This is a genomic window from Acinetobacter sp. HA (genome assembly GCF_000264725.1).
GTDB lineage: Bacteria > Pseudomonadota > Gammaproteobacteria > Pseudomonadales > Moraxellaceae > Acinetobacter > Acinetobacter schindleri.
Genome location: NZ_AJXD01000011.1, coordinates 16,705 through 41,305 on the forward strand (window position 1 = coordinate 16,705; position 24,601 = coordinate 41,305).

The window sequence follows — 24,601 nt, forward strand, 5'->3', positions numbered from 1 at the left end:
AAAGGTGGAACAATTACTGAGCATCATGCGAGAATTACGTGAAAAATGTCCGTGGGATCAACAGCAGACGCCTGAATCATTAACGCGTTATGCGATTGAAGAGGCGTATGAAGTTGAAGCGGCTGTTCGTTCCGGTAAGACTGAAGATGTACGTGATGAGCTTGGTGACCTGTTATTACAAGTGGTTTTTCAGTCGCAGATGTACAGTGAGCAAGGTGCTTTTAATTTTCAGGATGTAGTGCAGGCGATTAGCGATAAATTAATCCGCCGTCATCCACATGTATTTCAGGCTGAACAGTTTTCCAAACTCAGCCCTGAAGATGTGGCTGTATTGTGGAAAAAGATTAAGGCACAAGAAAAACAGGGTAAGCCCCGTTTCCGTCTGGATGATGTGAAACATGCACCGGCACTCGTACAGGCAGACGAAATCCAGAAAAATGTGGCAAAAATTGGTTTTGATTTTCCTGATGTGGATGGTGCATTCGGTAAGCTTGAAGAAGAGTTAGGTGAATTTAAAGAGGCAATGGTAGGACAGAAATCCGACGAAATTCTGGAAGAATTTGGTGATTGCTTATTCTCTCTGGTCAATGTTGGTCGTAAACTTGGAATTTCGAGTGAGATGGCACTATTAGGTACTATCCATAAATTCCGTACTCGATTTGCCTTGATGGAACATCAGGCAGTACAACAGAATCTGAATATAGAAGACCTGTCACTGACTGAACTGGATCAGTTGTGGGAACAGGCGAAACAAGAATTAAAACAACGGGTCACGCATGAAAATAATAAAAATTCGGTCAATCAGCAGAGAACTGATTAGTATCATCCTTACAATTTTATCTATACTGTACAGTTCGTTTGCAGCTGCTGCTCAAAATGAAAGTTATGCTGACTGGAAGGCCAAACAGCAACAATATGATGCACGGCTGAAACAACAGCAGAATCAGCCATCCCAAAATCATAGCAATCACTATCTGGCGAAGCCAGAGCTTGCAGCTGTTTCCAGTGCAGACAGGATCCGGCTGAACTCCGCTACGGTCGAGCAGTTGCAGCAGCTGCATGGCATTGGTCAGAAGAAAGCAGAAGCAATTATTGAATATCGCAACACGCATGGCAAGTTTAAACGTGTTGAAGATATTCAGTTGGTCAAGGGGATTGGTCCCGCACTATTTGCTAAAAATCAAGCTCGACTGGCGCTGTAAATCATCTAAATTTAAAGTGAATCCTCTATCATTGCTGGATACAGGATTGACATAATCAAATTGCCCTTTAGCCGTGTAAGCGATATGATTAGCGTCATCTTAGAATTTTACGTTCAGACGTAGGAGACAGCGTCTTTTGCAAACTTTGCGCGCGTCAAAATGTGGTTTATCAACCGCTCAATTACCTTCTTATATCCTCGATGTGATTGATGCCTTAAATAAGGCCGGCTATGAAGCTTATATTGTTGGTGGTGGTGTACGAGATCTGATGCTGGGCTTGAATCCCAAGGATTTCGATGCTGTCACTAACGCAACTCCCGCTCAGGTCAAAGAAGTATTCGGGCGACGTTGTCGTATTATCGGGCGTCGTTTTGAGCTGGCTCATGTCTATTCTGGTCGCGAACTGGTAGAAGTCGCGACTTTCCGGGCACCGCCGAAAAAGGCCGTCACTTCGGCGCAGGGCATGATTCTGCGTGACAATAACTGGGGAACTATCGAGCAGGACTTTGCTCGCCGTGATTTCTCGATTAATGCAATGTATTACCAGCCACGTAAAGGTATTGTGCTGGATTTCTGCAATGCAGTAGATGATATTAAACATAAAACACTGCGCCTGCTGGGTGATCCAACACTCCGCTTTGAAGAAGATCCAGTCCGTATGCTGCGTACGTTGCGTTTTGCAGCAAAATTAAATTTCAATATTGATGAAGCGATTCTGGATATTTTTACACCAGAAATGACCCAGCTGCTTCGTGATGTATCTCCGCATCGTCTTTATGATGAGTCACAGAAGCTGTTCACCATGGGGCATCTCAACCGCGTCTTACCAATGCTGATTGATTTCGGGATCTGGCGTCAGCTGTTTGCAGAGATCAAGCCTGAAATCACACCGTTTATTGAACGTGCTGCGACCAATACCGATCAGCGTATTTCGATTGGCAAGACGATTAATCCCGCGTTCTTCTATGCTGTATTGTTATGGAAGCCATTCCTGGAACGTTGTGATTTCTACTTGAGTAAAGGCATTATTCCAGCTGAAGCACGTGCTCAAGCAGGCCTGGATGTGCTGAAGCGTCAAGCAACCCGTACCATCATTCCACGTTTTGCGGAAACCTTTATCCGTGAAGTCTGGGAAATGCAGACCCGGCTGTTGAATCCAAAACCGCAGCAGATTGAAGCGCTGTCTGGTCATGCGCGTTTTCGTGCCGGCTTTGACTTCCTGTTACTCCGCGAAAAATCAGGTGATGAAACGGCACAGGGCATGGGGAGCTGGTGGGATGCTTATCAGCAAATGGGCGGTGACGAAAAAGAACGTGCCATTGCACAGTATAACCGTCAGCGTGCCAAGAGCCGTCGTAAAGCGACTCAGGAAGAGCATCTGGAACAGCGTCTGGCTGTTCAGGAAACCACTGAGATTGAGCCATTAGTCAATGAGCCGGAACCACGTAACCGTCGTACCCGCAAACCTAAGCCAGCAGCAGAGAAACCAGTTTCTCATGCAGCAGCGAGTGCAAGCGGTGAGATTGGTCCGGATCATCCAATTATGAAACGTAAGCGTGTACAGCGTGATTTAAACCAAGTTGTTTTTGGACCGACACAATGACCATTACTTATATTGGCTTAGGCAGTAATCTTGGTGATTCGCGCCAGATTATGGCTGAGGCGGTACAGAAACTGGCAAGCTTGGGAACAGTGAAAATATCCCATTTGTATCAAAGTCCACCGATGGGTCCACAGGATCAGCCAAATTATCATAATGCTGTGGTGCAGTTGATTACCGATCTGGCACCACTCGATTTACTGGATCGTCTACAGGCATTGGAACAGGAAGCGGGTCGGGTACGTTTACGCCACTGGGGTGAACGTACCCTGGATCTGGACCTGCTTATTTACGGTGATGAACGTATTCAGAATGAGCGTTTGACTGTGCCGCATATCGGTGTAATGGAACGTGATTTTGTATTATTGCCGTTGTTGGATCTTGATACTGAATTACAGCTGAATGGACAATCATTAAAAGACCTAGACATCGTAAAACAATCGACCTTGACGGTCCTTGATCGCACGAATTGGGCAAATATTTAATTTTTAGTTATTGGTATGTTCGCGAGAACTTCAATAAGAGAGGAACACCTTCATGATCAGTCTGAGCGACTTAAGACGATTCAAGGCGGACGGCCGTAAATTCTCCTGCCTGACCTGCTACGATGCCAGCATGGCCAAAGCCATGGAAATTGCCGAAGTAGATACGATTCTGATCGGGGATTCCCTGGGTATGACCATTCAGGGGCATGATTCTACTTTGCCAGTGACTGTAGCCGATATGGCATATCACACCGCTGCAGTGCGCCGTGCAAATCAGCATGCCTTTATCCTGACTGATCTGCCATTTATGAGTTATGCAACATTGAATGATGCCTTGCAAAGTGCCCGTACCGTGATGCAGGCGGGTGCTCAGATGGTCAAGCTGGAAGGTGGAGCATGGCTGGCTGAAACCGTACAGGTCATGACGCGTAACGGTATTCCAGTTTGTGTACACCTAGGTTTGACACCACAATCAGTGAATGTATTTGGTGGTTATAAATTACAGGCACGTAACCGTGCAGCGGCAGATCAGCTGCTTGCTGACTGTAAGGCTGTGGTTGAAGCCGGTGCTGCCTTGTTATTGCTTGAATGTGTGCCTGCACAACTTGGCAAAGAAGTGGCTGAGTTATTCCCGGAGATTCCAGTGATTGGTATTGGTGCGGGTGTAGATACGGATGGTCAGGTGCTTGTAGTGCAAGACATGCTGGGCCTGAACTTTGGTCATACAGCTAAATTTGTACGTAACTTTATGAAAGAACAATTAGGTGCCAATGCAATCCTGGATGCATTCAAGGCCTATCATGCTGCTGTACTAGACGGCTCATTCCCTGCACCTGAACATACATTCCAAGTTGAGTTATAAGATGAAAACAGAAACTACCATCCAGGGTTTGGCGGCCTCATTAAATCCGGCTCGTTCAGCACGTAAAATTATTGGCTTCGTACCCACCATGGGGAATCTGCATCAAGGTCACTTAAATCTGGTACGTGAAGCCCGCAAGTTATGTGATGTAGTCGTGGTCAGCATCTTCGTGAATCCGATTCAGTTTGGGCCAAACGAAGATTTTGATAATTATCCACGTACCTTGGAGCAGGATCAGCAGTTATTGGCTGAAGTAGGCTGTGACATCGTCTTTACTCCAAGTGTGGAACAGATGTATGGCAACAAGCCGCGTCTGACCAATATCAGTGTTTCGGATATCACTAATGACCTGTGTGGTTTACAGCGTCCGGGGCATTTCGATGGCGTAGCAGTTGTCGTGACAAAATTGTTTAACATGGTTCAGCCAAATTATGCTTTCTTTGGTGAAAAAGATTATCAGCAGCTGGCAGTGATTCGCCAGTTTGTGCAAGACCTGAATATTCCACTGGAAGTAATTGGGGTGCCGATAGCGCGCGCTGAAGATGGTTTGGCACTGAGTTCACGGAACGGTTATCTGACCGAGCAGGAACGCCAGACTGCACCAGTGATCTACCGCAGCTTAAAAGCAGCGGAACAGCAGCTGCATGAAGGTATAGTGTTAGATACTGTGTTGACTGGTATTCGCCAGACCCTCACAGAGGCTGGTTTTGTGGTAGATTATATTGAGGCACGTACGCCAGAATTGCAAAAGATTGATGAATTTAATCAGGATCTTGTGTTATTCATTGCGGCGAAATTAGGTAAAACACGTTTGATCGACAATCTGCAGGTAAAATATTCTGCACGTCATTAATAGGGTAGCAGGGCATGAAGCGCATCTTAATTGTGACAGGCCAATCTGGTTCAGGTAAGTCATCTGCCTTGCAGGTGCTGGAAGACCTGGGTTACTACTGTATTGATAACCTGCCGCTGGCACTGCTTCCTGAAATTGTCGCGAAACTGGATCAGGAAAATAATCTGGAACAGTTGGCATTAGGGGTGGATGTTCGTAGTACGCGGGCGGATCTGCAAGAATTTGATCATGTGTTTGAACAGCTGCAACAGCATGGCACAGTCGATGTTATTTATCTGACTACGCAGGATCAGGAGCTGATTGCACGTTTTAGTGCTTCACGCCGTCCGCATCCGCTGGCTGCACGTTTCAAGAGCTTGAATGAGTGTATTCAGGAAGAAAAATTACTTTTGCTTCCGATCCAGTTGCGCTCAACGGTACATATCGATACTTCTGACAAAAGTGTACATGACCTGAAGCATACCCTGCTGCATAAGCTCGGTCAGACTGATAACCTAATTCTGATTTTACAGTCCTTTGGTTATAAGCATGGTATTCCATTGGATGCTGATTATGTCTTTGATGTGCGTCATCTGCCTAACCCGCACTGGGATTTGGAACTACGTAAATTTTCCGGACTGGATCAGCCTGTGCAGACTTTCCTAGAAAAGAGTGAGCAGGTAGAAGACATGTTCCAGGACATTTACCACTTTTTGGAAAAATGGCTACCGGCTTTTGCTGAAGGGCACCGTCACTACATCACAGTTTCTGTGGGTTGTACCGGTGGTCAGCATCGTTCTGTTTATATTGTGGATAGACTAAAAAAAGCGCTTGAGGCAAAATGGTCTGTTCAAGTCCTCCACCGAGAAATGAAGCACTGGTCATGATTGATACGACGGTTGACGTAATTAACAAATTGGGTTTACATGCGCGGGCATCGGGTAAGCTCATTGAAGTCACCACCAAATTTCGTTCCAATATTCAGATTGGAAAGGGTGACAAGCTCGTCGATGCAAAAAATATCATGTCCTTGCTCATGCTAGGAGCGGGCAAAGGCACAACATTACGCTTGGTACTTGAAGGAGCAGATGAAGAAAAAGCTTTATCTGAAATTCAGGCACTGTTTGCGGCAAAATTTTATGAGGCAGATTAATCGTGGCACGTCGACCGAGCAGTTTAACTGAAGAAGATTTCGAATCTTTAGAGGGACGCGCAAGTAAAACCGAACAGAAAAAAGCAGTTCAGCGTATGGCTGCTTTAGGCGCACAGTTGGCAGAACTAAGTGCGAAACAAATCAAGAACCTTCCTGTTGAAGAGCGTTTGATTGAAGCCTTGCTGGATGTTCAGCAAATTAGTTCACATGAAGCACGTCGTCGCCAATTCTCACGTATTGGCAAATTACTACGTAACGAAAATGAAACCGTAATTCTGTCCTATCTGACCCCAAAACAGGGTTTGAAAAAGACAGCACAATTACAGCGTTGGGTTGACCGTATTGTCAAAGATGGTGATCCGGCGATTAACGAATTTACCAAAACCTATAATGCAACAGAACGTCATACCTTACGTCAGCATTATTTGCGTGTACATCGTGATCTAAAAAATCAGGCATCTGAAGAAGAGGTTGCAGCATCAAAGCTGAAACTGTTCAACTATGTACAGCAAGTAGCATTGATTTCAGATAATTGATTTCGTGTCGATAGAGAAGGCGATCCTAGAAGGTCGCTTTTTTTATATCCGTATTTTACCAGACGGAAAATTATATAAGATTCATGATCTGGAATTATGAACCCAAGCATAACTTTTAAAGAAACAATTTATAAGAATTGTAGTGGCTGCTTACAATTAACAGTAAGGAAATCTCAGTCATTAACAAAAAAAATTGGTACTTTATGCCAGTTTTATTGTGCTTAATTAACAAAAATTAGACATATCAAAGAATTAACTAAATTACATGGTTAGTTAGAAGATTAATCATTTGAGCATTATGAAGCAAACAATAGGATATTTACTCGTAAAAGATTAGTTTTTGAAGAAATTCTTAATAATATTAATCTAAAGAATTTATTTTGGTGCTATTATTTTAAATTAAATTAATTATCTATAGGCCTGGCACTAGTATTTAGTTTAGGTGCATGTTACAAGTGGTGATGAAAAAATAGACATTTCAGTGACATTATCAGGGTTGTTTATAGGTTTACAAATAACGGTTAATGTCAAATTTGTTTTACATTTTTTAAAGAAAAAGTGAACGTATACGTAGTTAAATGTAATGAAATCAATTAATCTAGATGTTAGGAAATGTTGTTGAGACTGTTTAGATTCTTTGTTATTGATTGTATAAAATTGGTCGAATAAATAAACATAACCATGAGAGGCAGAGATGAAGCTTAACCTTCTGGAGATAGGTCAAAATACTGAACAGCTAAGCTCATGCCGCCTGTCTCTTATTTTGGGCGTAAATACTTCCAATAACCTAATTAATACATTTGCTCGAGTTGCACGTCGGCTACTCAAGACTGAAAAATGTTTACTGGGTTTTCATAAAGAACCTTATATCTGGTATTCCACTGCTTCAGAATTTTGGGGGTTTGAAACGCCGCCCGAATTAAATCTGCTCAATTATCTTAAAAATGATGACTGTCTGGATCGTACGCATCCTGCCTATACAGAAATGTCAGAATATATTCGTAGTCTTGGCGTAGAGCATAAGCGCCTGATCTCCTTTAATCTGAAAGCCAGTGATACCCATTCAATTGGTCATGTGGTATTTTTTGATCAGGAAGAAGAGGGCTTTGATCAAGAAGATATTCGTCTGGTGCAGGAGTTTGCCGATGGGCTGGTCGGACGGATTCGCTTGCATGAAGACTATAATGAACTGAAGGAAATGTACGAGCAGCAATGCGCCATGAACTTCAGTAAGACGAAATTTTTCCAGATTATTGCTCATGACCTGCGTGCACCCTTTCATGGTTTACTTGGATTCTCGGAAGTATTGGCTGAAGAACGTCATACACTGGATGATTCAAGTGTTCAGAATATTGCCGATTATATCTGTGAAAATGCCAAGTCAACTTATAACTTGCTGGAAAGCCTGCTGACTTGGGCGATGGCTGAAGGGGGACGTTTCGTTTACCATCCGATCAACTTTGAGCTAAAACAGTCCAGCAAAATTGTTTGCGATGTACTCAAAAGCTTAGCATTAAATAAAAAAATCGACCTGATTGACCGCATTCCTGAAGGAGTGAAAGTCAATGCTGATATCAACATGATTACTTCAGTGCTGCAAAACCTGGTCTCCAATGCACTGAAATTTACCCCAACCGATCAGCAAGGTCAGGTCATTTTGACTGCTGAAGCTGAAGACGAACTGGTCAGAATCAGCGTGCAGGATACCGGTCTGGGCATGACTGAAGAGCAGATGCAAAATCTGTTTAAGCCAAATCTGACAGTAAGTGTGAAAGGCACAGATAACGAAAAAGGCGCGGGTCTTGGTCTAGTATTGTGTAAGCGATTTGTCGATCTGAATCATGGTCAAATTTATGTGGACTCTAAAGAAGGTCAGGGTACGACCTTTAGTGTATTGTTGCCAAAAGCCACCAATGAACATCAGGCACTGGCACTTGCTGAACCGGCAGGTGCATTAAAAGAAAAAAATTAATTTCCGTCCAAGGCATTCACAGCGCTGCCAGTCACCTGTTATAACTAGAAAAAATCTTGCAGGTGACAAGGACTGGAAATGAACGACGTACAATTGCAGAAAACTTTAAGGGCAAGCCAATATGCCGAGCAGGTATTGTCCAGACACGCTGCCTTGCTGCAGCAGGACTATGCAGTTGACCATTTTCAGCATGCTTTAAGTACTGAACAAATCAAGCAATCTGTCACAGATACCCTTACCAATATTAGTGATGAAGACAAATGGATGAGTACGTTACGTACTCTGCGTGCTCGCCTGATGTTTCGCTGGATCTGGCAGGATGCCAATCAACTTACTAATGTCATTACTCTCACTCGTGAACTTTCTGATTTTGCCGATGCCGCCATTTGTGCCGCCAAAGATTTTGCCCGTATTCCCTTGGTTGCAAAGTATGGCCAGCCGATTGGCTACAATGGAAAGGTGCAAGACTTAATTGTAATTGCTATGGGTAAGCTCGGTGCTCAGGAACTCAATCTTTCTAGCGATATTGATCTGATTTTTGCTTTTGACGAGCAAGGGGAAAGCGATGGGCGAAAATGTATTGATGTGCAGCAGTTTTGCATTCTGTGGGGACAAAAGCTGATCTACCTGTTAGATCATATTACCTCAGATGGTTTTGTTTTCCGTGTCGATATGCGCCTGCGTCCTTGGGGGGATGGTTCACCATTAGCAATTAGCCATGTCGCGCTGGAAAAATATCTCAGCCAGCATGGTCGTGAATGGGAACGTTATGCCTGGATCAAGGCGCGGATTGTCAATCCAACGCCTGAAGGTGATGAGTTACTAGAGATGACACGTCCATTCGTGTTCCGTCGCTATGTGGACTACAGTGCTTTCGCTGCTATGCGTGAAATGAAAGCGATGATCCAGCGTGAAGTGCAGCGCCGCAATATTGAAGATGATATCAAGCTTGGTGCTGGCGGGATTCGTGAAGTTGAATTCATTGTTCAGGTGTATCAGCTGATTTATGGTGGTGCCAAGCTGGAATTACAGGATCGCCAATGTCTGGTCAGTCTCAAGCACTTGGTTACGGCTGAATTACTAGATGAACAAGCAGTAGAAGATCTTGAGGATGCTTATTTATTCCTGCGCCGGGTTGAACATGCGATTCAGGCGCTGAATGATCAGCAAACTCAGTCATTACCAACCGAAGATGACCCTCGCCAGCGCATTGCTGATACTTTGGGTTTTGCTGACTGGGCAGCATTTATGGATGTGTTGGATCAGAAGCGCGCCAAAGTGATTTACCAGTTTGAACATCTGATTAAAGAGAATGGTCCAGAAACTCAACTCTCAAGTTTTAGCCAACTGGAACAGCAGTTAAATGCAGTACTAGATGTAAATGCCCGAAATCTGGTGCATGAGTTCTGGAACAGTAATACCTTAAAAAATTGCCGGCCAAAGCCTTACAGCGTTTAAAAACATTTTGGCCTTATCTGATTGAAGCAATTTTGCAATCTGATCAGCCGCAGACGGCTTTAGTGCGTCTGATGCCATTGGTTGAATCAGTCATGCGCCGCACTGTGTACTTGGTCATGCTGATTGAAAGCAAAGGTGCACTTCAGCGTCTGGTCAAGATGGCAACTGTCAGCCCATGGATTTGTGAGGAATTAACCCATTATCCGGTGTTACTGGATGAATTCCTGTCTATGGATTTTGAGCTGCCAAAGCGTAAAGATCTTGAAGATTCTCTACGTCAGCAGTTGCTGCGTATTGAGCTTGATCAGGTGGAAGACCAGATGCGGGTATTGCGTCTGTTTAAAAAATCCAATGTGCTGGCTGTTGCTGCCAGTGATGTGTTGGCAGAAAGTCCTTTAATGAAAGTATCAGATGCTTTGACTGATATTGCTGAAGTGTCTGTAAATGCTGCCTTGCATTTAGCCTATCAAATTGTGGCCAAAAAGCATGGTTTCCCACTTGATGCCGAAGGGCAACGCTGTTCAGTCGATCATACTGCTTTTGCCGTGATTGGCTATGGCAAGGTGGGCGGGATTGAACTCGGTTATGGTTCTGACCTGGATTTGGTATTTATTCATTTTATGAATGAACAGGCAGATACTGACGGACTGAAACCAATTAGTGGCTTTGAATTTGCCATGCGTGTGGCGCAAAAGCTGATGTCACTGATGACTACACAAACCTTGGATGGGCGGGTTTATGAAGTTGATACCCGCTTACGTCCTTCAGGGAAGGCAGGTTTATTGGTTTACCAGTCTGAAAGCTTTTGTAACAGTATCAGTTTAAGAGCGCCTGGCTCTGGGAACATCAAGCCTTGGTACGTGCCCGTCCAATCGCAGGGGAAATGAGTTTACGTAAAAAATTCGAGATATTGCGCTGTGATATCTTGACCCAAAAACGGGATATCGGTCATGTGCGTGAAGAAGTATTAAAAATGCGTCAGAAAATGAAAGATCATCTGGGTTCTTCAAAAGAGCAAAAAAAAGATGGAATTTTTCATTTAAAACAAGATGCAGGTGGTATCGTTGATATCGAATTTATGGCACAGTATGCGGTGTTAGCTTGGAGTGGGACGAATAAAGATCTCGCCCATTACTCGGACAATGTACGAATCCTTGAGGATGCCGCAAAATCAGGTTGCTTATCCAGCGACGATGCGACTGCTCTGATTCAAGCTTATCTCCGTGAACGCGCCGAGAGCCACCGCTTAGCCCTTGCAAATCAATCCATGCAAGTGTCTGCAAGCGACTGGCACGATACCCGAAAGACCGTTTGCAAGTTATGGCAAAGACTGATTGATCCAAGTGCAGTATTTGCACTGGATAGTGAATAATTGTGAAAAATTGGAGTTTGTGGCATGAATTTGGCTGATCGTGATGGTTTCATTTGGCAAGACGGACAACTGGTAGATTGGCGTGAGGCAAAAACTCACGTATTAACACATACCTTGCACTACAGCATGGGGGTGTTTGAAGGTGTCCGTGCTTATGAAACCCCGAATGGAACGGCTATTTTCCGTCTGAAAGAACACACCAAACGTTTACTTAATTCTGCAAAAATTTATCAAATGAAAGTTCCATTTGATCAGGCAGCGTTAGAACAAGCTCAAATTGATGTCGTTCGTGAAAACAAATTAGCGTCTTGCTATTTACGTCCAATTATCTTTATTGGTTCTGAAAAACTGGGTATTGCCGCAACTGACAATACCATTCATGCAGTGGTTGCTGCGTGGAGCTGGGGTGCTTACCTGGGTGATGAAGCAATGGCGAAGGGTATTCGCGTAAAAACTTCTTCATTTACCCACCATCACCCTAACGTGACCATGTGTAAAGCCAAAGCATCAGGTAACTACACATTATCTATCCTTGCACATCAAGAAGTAGCACATTCTGGTTATGACGAAGCAATGCTTCTAGATCCACAAGGTTATGTATGTCAAGGTTCAGGCGAAAACGTATTCCTGGTACGTGATGGCGTGATTCATACACCTGATATCGCAGGTGGTGCGCTTGATGGTATTACCCGTCAAACGATTATTACCATTGCCAAAGATCTTGGTTATGAAGTGGTTGAACGCCGTATTACCCGCGATGAATTCTATATTGCTGATGAAGCATTCTTCACCGGTACTGCTGCTGAAGTAACGCCTATCCGTGAATACGATGACCGTCAAATCGGTGAAGGCAAACGTGGTCCGATCACTGAGCAAATCCAGACTGCATTCTTTAATGCGGTTCAGGGTAAAGACCCTAAATATGCACACTGGTTAACTTACGTAAAATAAGTTCAACAGATAGAAAAAGGACTCAAATGAGTCCTTTTTTTATGGCTAGAAGAATCTATTAAACCTGATAGAAATCCCGATACCAGTCAACAAACTGTTTTACGCCATCTTCAACAGAAACGGAAGGTTTGTAACCTACACTTTGTTCCAGCGCTGAGCTATCCGCAAAAGTATCTGGTACATCACCGGGTTGTAGTGGCAGTAAGTCCAGAATGGCTTCTTTGCCGACTGCTTTTTCAATGGCATGGATATATTCAATCAGTTTGACTGGTGAATTATTGCCGATGTTAAAGATCCGGAACGGGGCATTGCTGGTGGATGGGTCAGGATTGTTGCTATCCCAGTCTGGATTTGGTGCAGCAATCTGGTCACTGGAACGGATCACGCCTTCAGCAATATCTGCAACAAAGGTGAAATCACGGGTATGGTTGCCGTGGTTAAAAACCGGAATAGATTTGCCTTCAATAATGTTCTTGGTGAACTTAAAGAGAGCCATATCCGGACGACCCCAAGGACCATAGACAGTAAAAAAGCGCAAGCCTGTAGTTGGTAGTTTGAATAAATGGCTATAGCTATGTGCCATCAATTCATTGGCACGCTTTGTTGCTGCATAGAACTGGATTGGATGGTCGACACCATGCTTTTCACTAAAAGGCATGGTGGTGTTGGCACCATACACGCTACTAGTACTGGCATAGGTCAGATGTGGTGTTTTGGTATAGCGGCAGGCTTCAATGATATTGGTAAAACCGACAATATTGCTTTCCACATAACTCATCGGATTTTCAAGCGAATAACGTACGCCTGCCTGTGCAGCAAGATGAATCACGCGATCAAATTGATGTTCCTGAAAACACTTGTCAACTGCGGCTTTATCTGCAAGGTTGGCATGATAAAAGTCGAACTGCCCCGACTGCTGTTCTGCGGTTTGAATCAGCAGATCTACACGTGCCTGTTTTAAAGCTGGATCGTAGTAGTCATTCATGTTGTCAAAACCGACCACATCATCACCACGTTCTAAAAGCTTTTTGGAAACATGGAATCCAATAAAACCTGCTGCACCTGTTACCAGAATTTTCATTCATCGCCTCCAAAAATATCACGGGTATACACTTTATCTTCAACCTCACTCAGATCTTTGGATTGACGATTGGTGATAATCACATCTGCCCGCTGTTTAAAGGCTTCTAAATCAGTAATCACTTCAGATTTAAAGAACTCGGTTTCTTTTAATGCCGGTTCATAAACAATGACTTCAACTCCCTTGGCTTTAAGGCGTTTCATTACCCCCTGAATGGCAGAGGCACGGAAATTATCTGAGCCACTTTTCATAACCAGTCGATAAATCCCGACCACCGACGGATTCCTTGCCAAAATAGAATCGGCAATAAAGTCTTTACGGGTACGGTTAGAATCCACAATAGCTTGAATCAGATTGCTAGGTACCTGACTATAGTTCGCCAATAGCTGCTTGGTATCTTTTGGCAGGCAGTAACCGCCATAACCAAAGGAAGGGTTGTTATAGTGATTGCCAATTCGTTGGTCCAGACAGACACCTTCAATAATTTGCTGAGTATCTAAACCAAACGTTTGTGCATAGGTATCCAATTCATTGAAGAAAGCTACGCGCATAGCCAGGTAGGTATTGGCAAATAACTTGATTGCTTCTGCTTCGGTTGAGTCAGTGAACAGAACAGGACTGTCTTTTTTTGATTGCACCTTCAATCAGCATATCTGCGAATTGTTGAGCACGCGCTGACTTTTCCCCAACAATAATACGTGATGGATAAAGGTTGTCATGTAAGGCTTTACCTTCACGCAAGAATTCTGGAGAGAAAATAATATTTTCTGTATGGAATTTCTCTTTGACCGTTTTGGTGAAGCCTACCGGAACCGTAGATTTAATAATCATGACTGCTTGAGGGTTGATCTCGGCCACATCACCAATGACGCTTTCGACGCTTTGGGTATTAAAATAATTGGTTTTGGTATCATAATCCGTCGGTGTCGCAATAATGACAAAATCAGCATTCTGATAAGCTTCATATTTTTCAGTTGTTGCACGGAAGTTTAGTGGCTTTTCACTTAAAAAAGTTGAAATGTCAGGATCCTGAATCGGAGAAATCTTCTGATTTAACATTTCAACTTTATTGTCAATAATATCTAATGCCACGACTTCATGATGTTGTGAGAAGATCATGGCATTGGAAAGGCCGACGTAACCGGTGCCTGCAACTGCTATTTTCATATCAACCTGATTATGTATTTTTAATAGGGGAGCCAGAGCCCAAGCCAATAGTGGTGTTCTCAAGGCGGTTTCATATCATACCATAAAGTATTTTGAGTATTATGAAGGTGTTGAAAAGCGGGGGAGTAACTTTGCTTTAGAGATGGTATGATATGGCGCAGAATGCTGGTGGAAGATGAATACATGCAGGAAAACGTAAACGACTCACTGTCAGGTCAGGCTCATACACAGTCTGAACAGAATATTGTGCTATGCATGAAGTGGGGCACCAAATATGGGGCAGAGTACGTCAATCGTTTATACAACATGGTCAAGCGTCATACTACGGTTGACTTTAAAATGGTGTGTCTGACAGACCGTACCGAGGGCATTGATCCTGCTGTTGAATGTTTTCCTATTCCGCCATTGGCCTTGCCAGCAGGTAGTCCTGAACGTGGCTGGAATAAGTTATCGACCTTTGAACCTGATTTATATGGTTTAAAAGGAAATGCACTTTTCCTCGATTTAGATGTTGTGATTGTCGATAATATTGACAGTTTCTTTACCCATCCGGGTGATTTCCTGATTATTCATGACTGGAAACGTCCATGGCGTATTACCGGAAATAGCTCGGTTTATCGTTTCAAGCTGGGAGCTTTTCCTGGTTTAATGCCATATTTCCGTGAACATTTTGATGAAATCCGTCAGAAGTTTCGTAATGAGCAGGCTTATTTATCCTGGTATGTCGATCAGGAAAAGAAACTGAGTTACTGGCCGGATTCCTGGTGCAAGAGCTATAAATATCACTGCCTGCAAAAAATTCCAATGGCTTATTTCAAGCCGCCTGTGAAGCCGGAAGGCGTCAAAATTATTATTTTCCACGGTGAAATTAATCCACCTGATGCAATCAATGGTGGTGGTGGTAAATGGTATCGTTATGTATTGCCATCAGATTGGATCAAGGATGCTTGGCAGTAAATCTGTATTTATGGAAGGTTTTGATTTATGAATCAGGGTTTGCATCCGCTTGATATCGTCATCGCATGGGTCGATGGGAATGATATCTCTCTGAAAAATAAACGCCGTCAATTTATGAATCAAAACGAACCATCAAATGCTTTGGATGATACTCGTTTTGCAAGTAACGATGAAATCTATTTCTGCATCGCCTCAATTCTTAAGTATGTTCCATATGCAGGCACGATTTATGTCGTGACGGATCAGCAAACACCTTTGTGGTTAGACCAATTTTCCCAGCAAGGTTTATGTCCTGTTGGAAAAATAAAAATCGTTGATCATCTAGAATTATTTCGTGGATATGAGTTTGCTTTACCGACATTCAATTCATTAAGTATTGAAAGTATGTTGTGGAATATTAAAGGGATTTCAAATCATTTTATTTATCTGAATGATGATTTCTTTTTCAATCAACAGTCTGATTTAAGTGATTTTCTTATTGATGGTCAGATGGTGATATATGGACATTGGCAAGCAACACTCATCAAGAAAATGAAATATATTTTCCGAAAATTCTTACAGCAGAATTTTGGAATGGTAGCTGAAGCGAAATATTCAACGGCTCAAATGCTGAGTGCAGATCGTGTGGGAATGACTAGATATTACGAAATCCATCATCGCCCTCATATTCTCAGTCGTGATTTGCTCAGTACTTACTTTAAGAATAATAAAGAGCTTTTAGAGCAGCAAATTCAGTTCAAATTTAGGAACATTGATCAACTGTTACCAGTGGGATTGTCTAATCATTTAGCAATTCAATCTGATCAAGCCATTTTAAAAGATGATATTGATATTGCTTATTTAAAAGATGGTCGTGATTTGGAAAAATTTATATTAGCTTTATCTAATTCTGAGATTAAATTTGGCTGTATACAAAGTCTAGATCAATTGGAATCATTAGCTGAAGGACGCATCCGAGCCGCACTGATTCAAAAATTTACAGGGTTTTTACCCAGCCAAATTCAACCGACTACTGTGGTCTAAACGAAGGAAAGCAAATGAAAGTTGTGACTTATCTTATTAATTTAGACGGCAGTGATCAACGTTTAGCAAGTGCGACAGCTCAGCTCAATCAAGCGGGATGGGATTTTAGCCGATTCTCTGCTTATGATGGGCGAGGTAAAGCCTTATCTGAATTTGAAAACTACGATGATCTTGCTGCTCAGAAAATATTAGGGCGTAGTTTAATGAATTCTGAGTTGGGTTGTTATCTAAGTCACTACGGTTGTGCTGAAAAATTTCTAGAAACGGATGCCGATTATTTAGTTGTCTTAGAAGATGACATTGAAGTGTTGCCTAACTTTAAACAGAAGCTTGAATCTTTATTAAGTTATTTAGATCAACATAAAGAGTTGGATTGGTATACCGTCAATATTGCTGACTAAAAAGAAAAAATTAGCAAAAGACATTGTTGAGTTTGATCATTATACCTTGTGGCATGCATATTATTTCCCAATACGTGGTGTAGGCTTGGTTTGGTCTCGAAAAGGAGCTGAACAGTTTGTACAACTGGGTAAAATCATGACCGTTCCAGTCGATATTTTCTTCCAAAGTTGGTTAAGTAAAACAGGAAAAGGGCTTGGCGTTTGGCAGCCATTTGTGCAGCCAGCAGGTCTGGATAGTGATATTTTAGGTACTGTTGCTGCTCAAGGTATCAAACGGAAGCAACTTGAGAATCGAAGTGCTTCTCATGGATTTAAGAAACAGAAGCGTATGTGGCGTGATCGCTTTTATGCAATTAAACATTTAATGTCTTGAGTCCTAGTTATAGACTGTAATAAATAATTTTCTTTATTTTGTTGAGTACATTTTATGAAGTTTTTTAAGAAGCTCTTCTATCTTTTGAAATTTTATACAATGTATTCAAACCAAAAAAGAGAAATCAATGAGTCAATAGATAACTACGCGGACCTGATCGTTCTCAATCCTGGTCAGAAAAATGCAGTTATTCCCAAAATTATCTGGATGTATTGGGAAGGCTCACTCCCTGAGTTTGTGCAGAAGTGCGTTGATAATATAAAAAAGAACAATCCAAACTATGTTGTAAACTTTCTAACACCTAATAATGTCAAAGAGTTTTGTGATATTGATTATGGTCGTTTAAAGCATGCGACACCACAACAGAAAGCTGATCTCATTCGATTTGAATTAATTTATCAACACGGTGGGATATGGTTAGATGCCAGTACAATTGTTTATGAAAATCTAGATTGGATTGAAAAGTTAGTTGCTCAACATCAAACGAACAGTTTTGCCTACTATCGAAAGAAAAATACTACTTGCCCAGACTTTCCTGTTTTAGAGAATTGGTTATTGGCAAGTTCTGCCAAAAATATGTTTTTTAAGTCTTGGTTTGAGGAGTTATTTAAAGCTATAGAATTAACACCAAAGGTTTATATTCAGCAGATTAAAGAAAATAACGAAAATTATCAGGACTATTTTCAAGAGATAGGCCGTTTAGAATATTTGGTTGCTTATGTTGCCTGCCAAAAAATTATGCGTACCACTTTACCGAGTATGACCTTGATTAACTGTGATCGGAATGCTTTTTTCTATCAAGTAAAAAATAAATGGATGAAAGAAAAAGTGTTGATTGATCTTGCCCTCAATTATCCGCCAGTTGAAAAGCCTAAGCTGATCAAACTGGCAGGAAAAGAAAGGGGAATATTAAGTCGTTATTACTGTAAGAAAATGTATTTTAACGACTCGTTTATTGATATCTAAAAATTGCTAATAGGAGGAATATCTTTAAAGTTGATTTGAATCAATTTTTTCAAATGATTCGACTGCACTATTTTTAGATAAATTAAAAACATTAACTTCATTTTTTTTTAAAAATAAAGCAGCTGTGTCGAAAGCTTTTATAACTGTAGGTGTATGTATGTCTAACAAAGTAGTTTGCTTATTTTCTTTTGTTTCATAAAATCTAGGTTTATTGAAGTTACTCATATCAAGTCCTGCAATATATATATGTTTGTAATTTAGCTTGTAAATAATTTGTAACGAAACATATGCTACTGTGTAATAGTCAAATACGCCATAAAATATTTCCTTTGAGAAGCCGAAATTGTTGTGAAAATAATAATAGCTCATATTTTTATTAATTTTAGTTTCTTTTTGCAGAAATGCTTCAATAGTATTTTCTTTAATAGTTTCAATTAATTTTATTTGACATAAAATATTCTCGAACGCAATCTTTCTTAAAATAGCATCAAGACAACGAGGGGTGGTGAAAAAGATACAATTTGAGTCTAATACTTTTTTTACTAAATCAAATCTAGATTCAATAAAGTTGTGATCAATAATAATATATCTTGAGAATTTAACTTCCTGCATGGAAATAGCGCCATTTACACCAATATAATCAATATCTTTTTTTTTGAATATATTAGGATCAAGTGTTTTTATAGAAGGACCCGTAGCAATTAGCATACATTTTTTGTTATTGCTTGGAGTAATGTAAGTGTTATCAGAAATAAGTATTTTATTGAAATATATTCTTTTCAATTGACCATCTGGGCTTCTTTCTGATTGATAAAGTGGCCAAAAACGACGGTTATGCTTATAAGTTTTTGGCATGAAAGTTTTATAAATAAATTTATAAATATTTCGTAAGATATGGTGTGAGAAAAAATAATTCATTAAGTAACCGCATTAAAAATTAAGATATTTTTGGATTTACATTCTATTCAAAATCGCATGAATATAAATTCAAACGTGAAATACGTTTGTTCTATTAAAAAAGATGAAATTTCTAATGCTAGAGTATTAATCTAGTAGGGAAATCTGATAAAAACCTTCTCATCTTGATTATTTATTCATTACTAATCTAATGAAAAACCTTTTTTTATTAGTTTAGATTTTAAATTTGAAATAGAACGACTTAACCAATTCCTATCTTGTTGAGGGCGCGTGACTTTATTGCCTTTGTAATTAATCTGAGTTGCTTTTTGAAATGTTCCATAAGCTTTTACTAAATAGTCTTCAGGTTTATAACCATTATCCAACGCTTCTTGATAATATTGATCAAATAACTCAACTAAGTCTTGTCTTGGATGAGGCATGATTTTTCCATCAAACCAATGTTTTTGATTGTTTTTTTCTAGGCGCGGTAACGAGTATTTATGGCTAAACTGAGTACCCATGTCGGAGTAATGAAGAATCTTGATATCTTCTATTTTTAAGCCTTCACCATCAATACAGTTGTATGAACTATTGTAGTTTTGGACTAGATGTGGTTGGTCTTTGATTAGTTGCATTAACTTCTTGTGACCATCTGGATCAGATTGCAACGTTTTAAGTGAAGGTAAATATTGTTTAGCTTTTTCACAATCCCAAACACAAGTACATAAACGAGCTGAACTTTTGCCACCTTTGGCGATGACGATTGCATCATCTTTCATCGGATGCGACCATAACTCTGCGATATCACATAAAACGATGACATCAGCATCCATATAGATTGAACGCCCTTCAAAGTTGGATGATTCTGGAATTGCCCAACGGAAACCAGAAAATGGGGTTGCCCATTTCTCAGTATGCCATCCTTCATGCGTTTCTTGATTGCTATACCACGGACTAGCAGGGTCATGGCTCAACTGCATCCATGTAATTTCTACTGGATGCTGTGTATTTTTACGGATGCTATAATCAAGCACCATCATTTGTTCTAAATCACAGTTATTTGGATCACAACCAACAAAAACTTTTATTACATCATCGTTCATATTCACGTTGAGCCCTCGTTATATGTAAATATCAATCTATCATTTGTAGGTGAGAAATGTACCATTGCTGATTGAAAGACTAAAATATTTGTAATTTTTGTATTGTAAATATAGAAATGTAATTTTACTAGAAAATTATTTTTTGCTTTTAGTATTTTTAATTTTTTACTTGTAGGTAATATGTTAAAAGTCAAAAGTAGTTAAAGTCTGTAAATTTTCAGTTGTGTTGCTATTCATAAAAATTAAAATAAGTATAATGTATTTAAATAATAGATTCTAGGTTTGCTATGTTAACAATTTTCGGTTTCCATACAGATGATAAGTTGTATACTAAACATGCACAAATTCTGACATGCTCAGCAAAAAAATTCGATATTAATGTTTACTTTCATCAAGTTTCTAAAGATGATTGGCAGAAAATTATTGCATTTAAACCAAAGTTCATCGCAAAAATGAGAAGAGAGTTAACGGGTAAAATTCTATTTGTTGATGCTGATGCGATTATTCTTCAAGATATTCGTCCATTTTTTGAAACAATTGTAGAAGATATTGCTGTTCACTATATTAACGGTACGCGTTTGATTAGTAGTACAATTTTTATTAATGATACCCCAAATGCACATTTGTTGATGGATGAATGGGAGCGTAGACAGTTGCAGCAACCAGAAGTATGGGATCAAATTGTATTGCAAGAATTAGTTGATGAATGGGTTGAAAATAAGAAAGTAACTTTGAATAAGCTACCTCCTAACTATACTTTTATTTTTGATACATCTCGTCGTACATATGGTGATGCTTACGAACCTATTATTGAGCAATTGCAGGCAAGCCGTGATATGCGTTGGTTGAAAAAATATAAAGAAAGAAGTCGGTTTGAACAATGGTATAAAAAATATCCATTATTGTCTAAGAGCACGAAAAAAATTGCAAACAGACATGATGTTGTGAATGCTAGAACTAAGCAATTAGGTATTGATATACAATTAAGTTTTTCTGATCTGTTGGATTAAATAAAATTTTTTAATCAAAAAAGTTTCATAAATATTTTGTTAGTTTTTATCTATAGTAATCTTTTTGATAATCACCTCTAAATCTTTTATACCCCCACATGTATTCAGTTGGGAAGCGGTTGATCATTTGCTCTACCGCTTTATTTAATGCAGTTGTTGCAACTTCTATATCTCGATCATAGAGTTCAGGATCATTGAGATCATCACAGTAGACCTCAAAACCTTCACCATCCTCTCTACGGAAACAACTTAATCCCACTAAGCGGCATTGAGTTTTTTGTGCCATTTTGCTGGCTAAAGTACTGGTTAAGCAAGGAACTCCAAAAAAAGGAACCACGACACCACCAGAGGGTTGAGGAACATGATCTGGCAGAATTACACTGAAACCACCTTGTTTGAGGTTTTTGAATAATGCTTTAACACCGTTGGCATCAGTTGGAACAAGTGTCGCGTTTAACCGTTGGCGAGCATGTAAAGCAAAAGCATTAAATCCTGAGTCTTTCATGGGTTTATACATAATGGTAGGAATACCATATTGGTGTACCCATGCATTCATCATTTCCCATGTACCCAGATGTGGGGTAATAATCAGTGCACCTTTCGGGTCTTTTAGCGCATCCGTCAGGACTTCTAAGTTATGCACAGTATGGATTTGCTGGATGCTCCATTCGGGAGGCATAGCCCAGCATTTTCCAGACTCAATATAACTGAGACATTGTTTGGTGACGCTTTCCCGTGCCAATTGTTCTTTTTGTTCTGGGTTAAGTTCTGGATAGGCGAGAGCAATATTGACGCGGGTTTTCCACAGCATACTTTTATTAGGATTTTGATTGATAAAGTAGGCTGCCACTTTTGCGATACTACGCAAAAATGTTAAAGGTAGAATACGTAGTAGGGTAATGTAAAACGACATGACCATCAGTCTTGCTTATCGGTATTGCCCTTGAGCACCATATAGATCAGTGCCACAAAAATCAGAAGTGCACCTGCAAGGCTGCTGATACAGAAATATAGAATACGTTGATTGGTGGTCATATTGAAAAGTTCATTGGCGAGGATGTAACGCATAAAGAACCACTGAGCCAGTGAAAACACAATAATTACAATCGTGTGTCGACGTACATCAGGACGCATTGCCATAAGACTGACCTCTCAATAAAAAGCAGCCTATTATGCCACTAGCAGACATGATCGCAAAGTAAAACTCGAATATAAAAAACCCTGCATCAAGCAGGGTTCCATTGCATCATAAACCTAAAGTTTATTTTTCTTCAGCTTTTGCTTTTTCGCGTAAACGAATACCAAGGTCACGCAATTGATTTGCTTCAACTGGTGCTGGTGCTTGAGTCAATGGACATTCAGCCGTTTTGGTTTTTGGGAAGGCAATCACATCACGAATAGACGATGCACCTGTCATCAACATCACCAAACGGTCTAAACCAAATGCCAAACCACCGTGCGGAGGCGCACCGTATTTCAACGCATTCAGTAAGAAGCTGAATTTCTCTTCGGCTTCTTCTTCTTCAATACCTAAAGCTTCAAAAATTGCTTTTTGCATTTCTAAAGTATAAATACGCAGTGAGCCGCCACCAATTTCAGTACCATTCAAGACCATGTCATAGGCAACAGATAAAGCTTCACCTGGGTTGCTCTTCACATCTTCAACGCTTGATTTTGGCAAGGTGAATGGGTGATGCACAGAGGTCCATTTACCATCATCTGTTTCTTCAAACATTGGGAAGTCAACCACCCAAAGCGGTGCCCATTCGCAAGTTGCAAGGTTTAAATCGTGACCGATTTTGACACGAAGTGCACCCATCGCATCGTTTACCACTTTGGCTTTATCTGCACCGAAGAATACGATGTCGCCATTTTCAGCGCCAACACGTTTCAATAGATCCAGCACGATTGGCTCGATGAATTTTACGATTGGAGATTGAAGACCTTCAGTGCCTTTTTCAAGTTCGTTGACTTTAATGTAAGCCAAACCGCGTGCACCGTAAATGCCTACAAATTTGGTGTATTCATCAATCGCGCTACGTGGCAGTGAACCAGCGCCTGGTACGCGAAGCGCAACGATACGACCTTTAGGATCTTTTGCAGGACCTGCAAATACTTTGAACTCAACGTCTTGCATGAGGTCTGCAACGTCAACCAGTTTCAAAGGAATACGTAAGTCTGGCTTATCAGATGCATAGTCACGCATTGCATCTGCGTAGGTCATACGTGGGAATTTTTCGAATTGAACGTCTAGAAGTTCTTTGAACATCTTGATCGTCAATGTTTCCATCAAATCCATAATGTCATCGTCACTCATGAACGATGTTTCAACGTCGATTTGGGTGAATTCAGGCTGGCGGTCAGCACGTAAGTCTTCATCACGGAAACATTTTGCGATTTGATAGTAACGATCAATACCGCCCACCATCAACAACTGTTTAAATAGCTGTGGAGATTGTGGAAGTGCATAGAAGCTACCATTTGATACACGGCTAGGTACTAAATAGTCACGTGCACCTTCAGGAGTCGCGCGAGTTAAGATCGGAGTTTCAACGTCCAGGAAACCATTTTCTTCGAAGTAGTTACGAATCAGGTTAGTCAGTTTAGAACGGAAACGTAAACGGTCTAACATTTCAGGGCGACGGATGTCCAGGAAACGGTACTTTAAACGTACTTCTTCAGAAATGTTGGTATTTTCGTCATTCAATGGGAATGGCGGAGTTTCTGACGCAGCAAGAACTTCAATTTCTTTACCAAGAACTTCGATTTGACCGCTGGTGATATTTGCGTTTTCAGTCCCTGCATAACGACGACGTACGCGGCCTGTAATTTTTAATACAAATTCTGAACGTGATTTGTCGGCAGTTGCGAATGCTTCAGGAGTATCTGGGTCAATAACCACTTGAACAAGACCGTCACGGTCACGCATGTCAAGGAAGATTACACCACCGTGGTCACGGCGACGGTGAACCCAACCGCATAATGTTACGGTTTGGTCAATTTGAGCTTCGGTTAATGAACCGCAGTAATGAGTTCGCATCATAGCGTTAAAAATCCAACTATATGGTTTAAGGTCAGCGAATACGTAAACAGCGTACCGCTTTTCGTAAAGGTAGGATTATGCCTCTTTGGGCATGTAGTCACAAGAACCTGGGTCAAAAACAATATCATTTTAAAGTGAATAGACGAAAAGCCAG

General features: G+C 40.8%; 21 protein-coding genes and 3 pseudogenes. 17 read left to right on the forward strand and 7 right to left on the reverse strand.

The features are described from left to right. Window positions 1-4: 4 nt before the first annotated feature. The 12 genes and pseudogenes from mazG (at window position 5) to HADU_RS02950 (ending at window position 12,423) form a co-directional block, all read left to right on the forward strand. Complete coding sequence (mazG, locus tag HADU_RS02895; RefSeq protein WP_008303413.1) at window positions 5-820, forward strand: nucleoside triphosphate pyrophosphohydrolase; 816 nt, start codon at window positions 5-7, stop codon at window positions 818-820. Next, window positions 777-1,202, forward strand: a complete 426-nt coding sequence (locus HADU_RS02900; RefSeq protein ID WP_008303414.1) for a ComEA family DNA-binding protein — start codon at window positions 777-779, stop codon at window positions 1,200-1,202. Before mazG ends, HADU_RS02900 begins: the two co-directional genes overlap by 44 nt. A gap of 136 nt (window positions 1,203-1,338) precedes the next feature. Beyond that, a complete protein-coding gene (gene pcnB, locus HADU_RS02905; protein WP_008303415.1) occupies window positions 1,339-2,805 on the forward strand; it encodes a polynucleotide adenylyltransferase PcnB in 1,467 nt (488 codons plus the stop codon). Then, the gene (folK, locus tag HADU_RS02910; protein ID WP_008303416.1) at window positions 2,802-3,287 is read left to right on the forward strand and encodes a 2-amino-4-hydroxy-6-hydroxymethyldihydropteridine diphosphokinase; all 486 of its coding nucleotides are present in this window, start codon (window positions 2,802-2,804) and stop codon (window positions 3,285-3,287) included. Before pcnB ends, folK begins: the two co-directional genes overlap by 4 nt. Window positions 3,288-3,339: 52 nt before the next feature. Beyond that, a complete protein-coding gene (panB, locus tag HADU_RS02915) occupies window positions 3,340-4,149 on the forward strand; it encodes a 3-methyl-2-oxobutanoate hydroxymethyltransferase (protein WP_008303417.1) in 810 nt (269 codons plus the stop codon). A 1-nt stretch (window position 4,150) separates the two neighbouring features. Continuing rightward, on the forward strand, window positions 4,151-5,002 hold the full coding sequence (gene panC / locus HADU_RS02920; RefSeq protein WP_008303419.1) for a pantoate--beta-alanine ligase: 852 nt from the start codon (window positions 4,151-4,153) through the stop codon (window positions 5,000-5,002). A 14-nt stretch (window positions 5,003-5,016) separates the two neighbouring features. Next, window positions 5,017-5,868, forward strand: a complete 852-nt coding sequence (rapZ, locus tag HADU_RS02925; RefSeq protein WP_008303422.1) for an RNase adapter RapZ — start codon at window positions 5,017-5,019, stop codon at window positions 5,866-5,868. After that, a complete protein-coding gene (locus HADU_RS02930; protein ID WP_008303424.1) occupies window positions 5,865-6,134 on the forward strand; it encodes an HPr family phosphocarrier protein in 270 nt (89 codons plus the stop codon). Before rapZ ends, HADU_RS02930 begins: the two co-directional genes overlap by 4 nt. 2 nt (window positions 6,135-6,136) lie before the next feature. Continuing rightward, on the forward strand, window positions 6,137-6,670 hold the full coding sequence (gene yjgA, locus HADU_RS02935) for a ribosome biogenesis factor YjgA (RefSeq protein WP_005220967.1): 534 nt from the start codon (window positions 6,137-6,139) through the stop codon (window positions 6,668-6,670). Between the two features lie 694 nt (window positions 6,671-7,364). Then, window positions 7,365-8,642: a sensor histidine kinase gene (locus HADU_RS02940; RefSeq protein ID WP_008303426.1), complete on the forward strand. Its 1,278-nt coding sequence runs from the start codon at window positions 7,365-7,367 to the stop codon at window positions 8,640-8,642. 78 nt (window positions 8,643-8,720) lie between these two features. Then, window positions 8,721-11,472 (forward strand): annotated as a pseudogene (gene glnE, locus HADU_RS02945) (bifunctional [glutamate--ammonia ligase]-adenylyl-L-tyrosine phosphorylase/[glutamate--ammonia-ligase] adenylyltransferase). Window positions 11,473-11,496: 24 nt separating this feature from the next. Beyond that, window positions 11,497-12,423, forward strand: a complete 927-nt coding sequence (locus HADU_RS02950; RefSeq protein WP_004813074.1) for a branched-chain amino acid transaminase — start codon at window positions 11,497-11,499, stop codon at window positions 12,421-12,423. 58 nt (window positions 12,424-12,481) lie between these two features. Here HADU_RS02950 and HADU_RS02955 read toward each other — a convergent pair whose 3' ends face one another. Together HADU_RS02955 and HADU_RS02960 are read right to left on the reverse strand one after the other, a co-directional pair. Then, the gene (locus HADU_RS02955; RefSeq protein WP_008303431.1) at window positions 12,482-13,504 is read right to left on the reverse strand and encodes an NAD-dependent epimerase; all 1,023 of its coding nucleotides are present in this window, start codon (window positions 13,502-13,504) and stop codon (window positions 12,482-12,484) included. Next, window positions 13,501-14,671 (reverse strand): annotated as a pseudogene (locus tag HADU_RS02960) (nucleotide sugar dehydrogenase). The gene HADU_RS02955 and the pseudogene HADU_RS02960 overlap by 4 nt, the downstream one beginning before the upstream one ends. Window positions 14,672-14,854: 183 nt before the next feature. Between HADU_RS02960 and HADU_RS02965 the strand changes: the two are divergent. From HADU_RS02965 to HADU_RS02980, 4 genes and pseudogenes are all read left to right on the forward strand, one after another. Then, entirely contained in the window at window positions 14,855-15,628 is a 774-nt protein-coding gene (locus HADU_RS02965; RefSeq protein WP_050977183.1) for a hypothetical protein, read from the forward strand. A 27-nt stretch (window positions 15,629-15,655) separates the two neighbouring features. Next, complete coding sequence (locus HADU_RS02970; RefSeq protein WP_008303438.1) at window positions 15,656-16,651, forward strand: Stealth CR1 domain-containing protein; 996 nt, start codon at window positions 15,656-15,658, stop codon at window positions 16,649-16,651. Between the two features lie 14 nt (window positions 16,652-16,665). Next, window positions 16,666-17,425 (forward strand): annotated as a pseudogene (locus tag HADU_RS02975) (glycosyltransferase family 25 protein). 54 nt (window positions 17,426-17,479) lie between these two features. After that, on the forward strand, window positions 17,480-18,391 hold the full coding sequence (locus tag HADU_RS02980; protein ID WP_008303440.1) for a glycosyltransferase family 32 protein: 912 nt from the start codon (window positions 17,480-17,482) through the stop codon (window positions 18,389-18,391). A gap of 24 nt (window positions 18,392-18,415) precedes the next feature. Here HADU_RS02980 and HADU_RS02985 read toward each other — a convergent pair whose 3' ends face one another. Both HADU_RS02985 and HADU_RS02990 read right to left on the reverse strand, forming a co-directional pair. Next, window positions 18,416-19,309 carry a hypothetical protein gene (locus tag HADU_RS02985; protein ID WP_005402067.1) on the reverse strand — a complete coding sequence of 298 codons (894 nt, stop codon included), beginning with the start codon at window positions 19,307-19,309 and terminating at the stop codon, window positions 18,416-18,418. A gap of 182 nt (window positions 19,310-19,491) precedes the next feature. Further along, window positions 19,492-20,394, reverse strand: coding sequence for a hypothetical protein (locus HADU_RS02990; RefSeq protein ID WP_008303447.1), 903 nt, complete (start codon window positions 20,392-20,394; stop codon window positions 19,492-19,494). Between the two features lie 287 nt (window positions 20,395-20,681). Between HADU_RS02990 and HADU_RS02995 the strand changes: the two genes are divergently transcribed. After that, window positions 20,682-21,404, forward strand: a complete 723-nt coding sequence (locus tag HADU_RS02995; RefSeq protein ID WP_005402069.1) for a putative nucleotide-diphospho-sugar transferase — start codon at window positions 20,682-20,684, stop codon at window positions 21,402-21,404. 46 nt (window positions 21,405-21,450) lie between these two features. Here HADU_RS02995 and HADU_RS03000 read toward each other — a convergent pair whose 3' ends face one another. The 3 genes from HADU_RS03000 to aspS form a co-directional block, all read right to left on the reverse strand. Continuing rightward, window positions 21,451-22,317, reverse strand: a complete 867-nt coding sequence (locus HADU_RS03000; protein WP_034592142.1) for a lysophospholipid acyltransferase family protein — start codon at window positions 22,315-22,317, stop codon at window positions 21,451-21,453. 5 nt (window positions 22,318-22,322) lie between these two features. After that, the gene (locus tag HADU_RS03005) at window positions 22,323-22,544 is read right to left on the reverse strand and encodes a hypothetical protein (protein ID WP_004675553.1); all 222 of its coding nucleotides are present in this window, start codon (window positions 22,542-22,544) and stop codon (window positions 22,323-22,325) included. Between the two features lie 121 nt (window positions 22,545-22,665). Further along, the gene (gene aspS, locus HADU_RS03010) at window positions 22,666-24,447 is read right to left on the reverse strand and encodes an aspartate--tRNA ligase (RefSeq protein ID WP_034592139.1); all 1,782 of its coding nucleotides are present in this window, start codon (window positions 24,445-24,447) and stop codon (window positions 22,666-22,668) included. Between the last annotated feature and the right edge of the window lie 154 nt (window positions 24,448-24,601).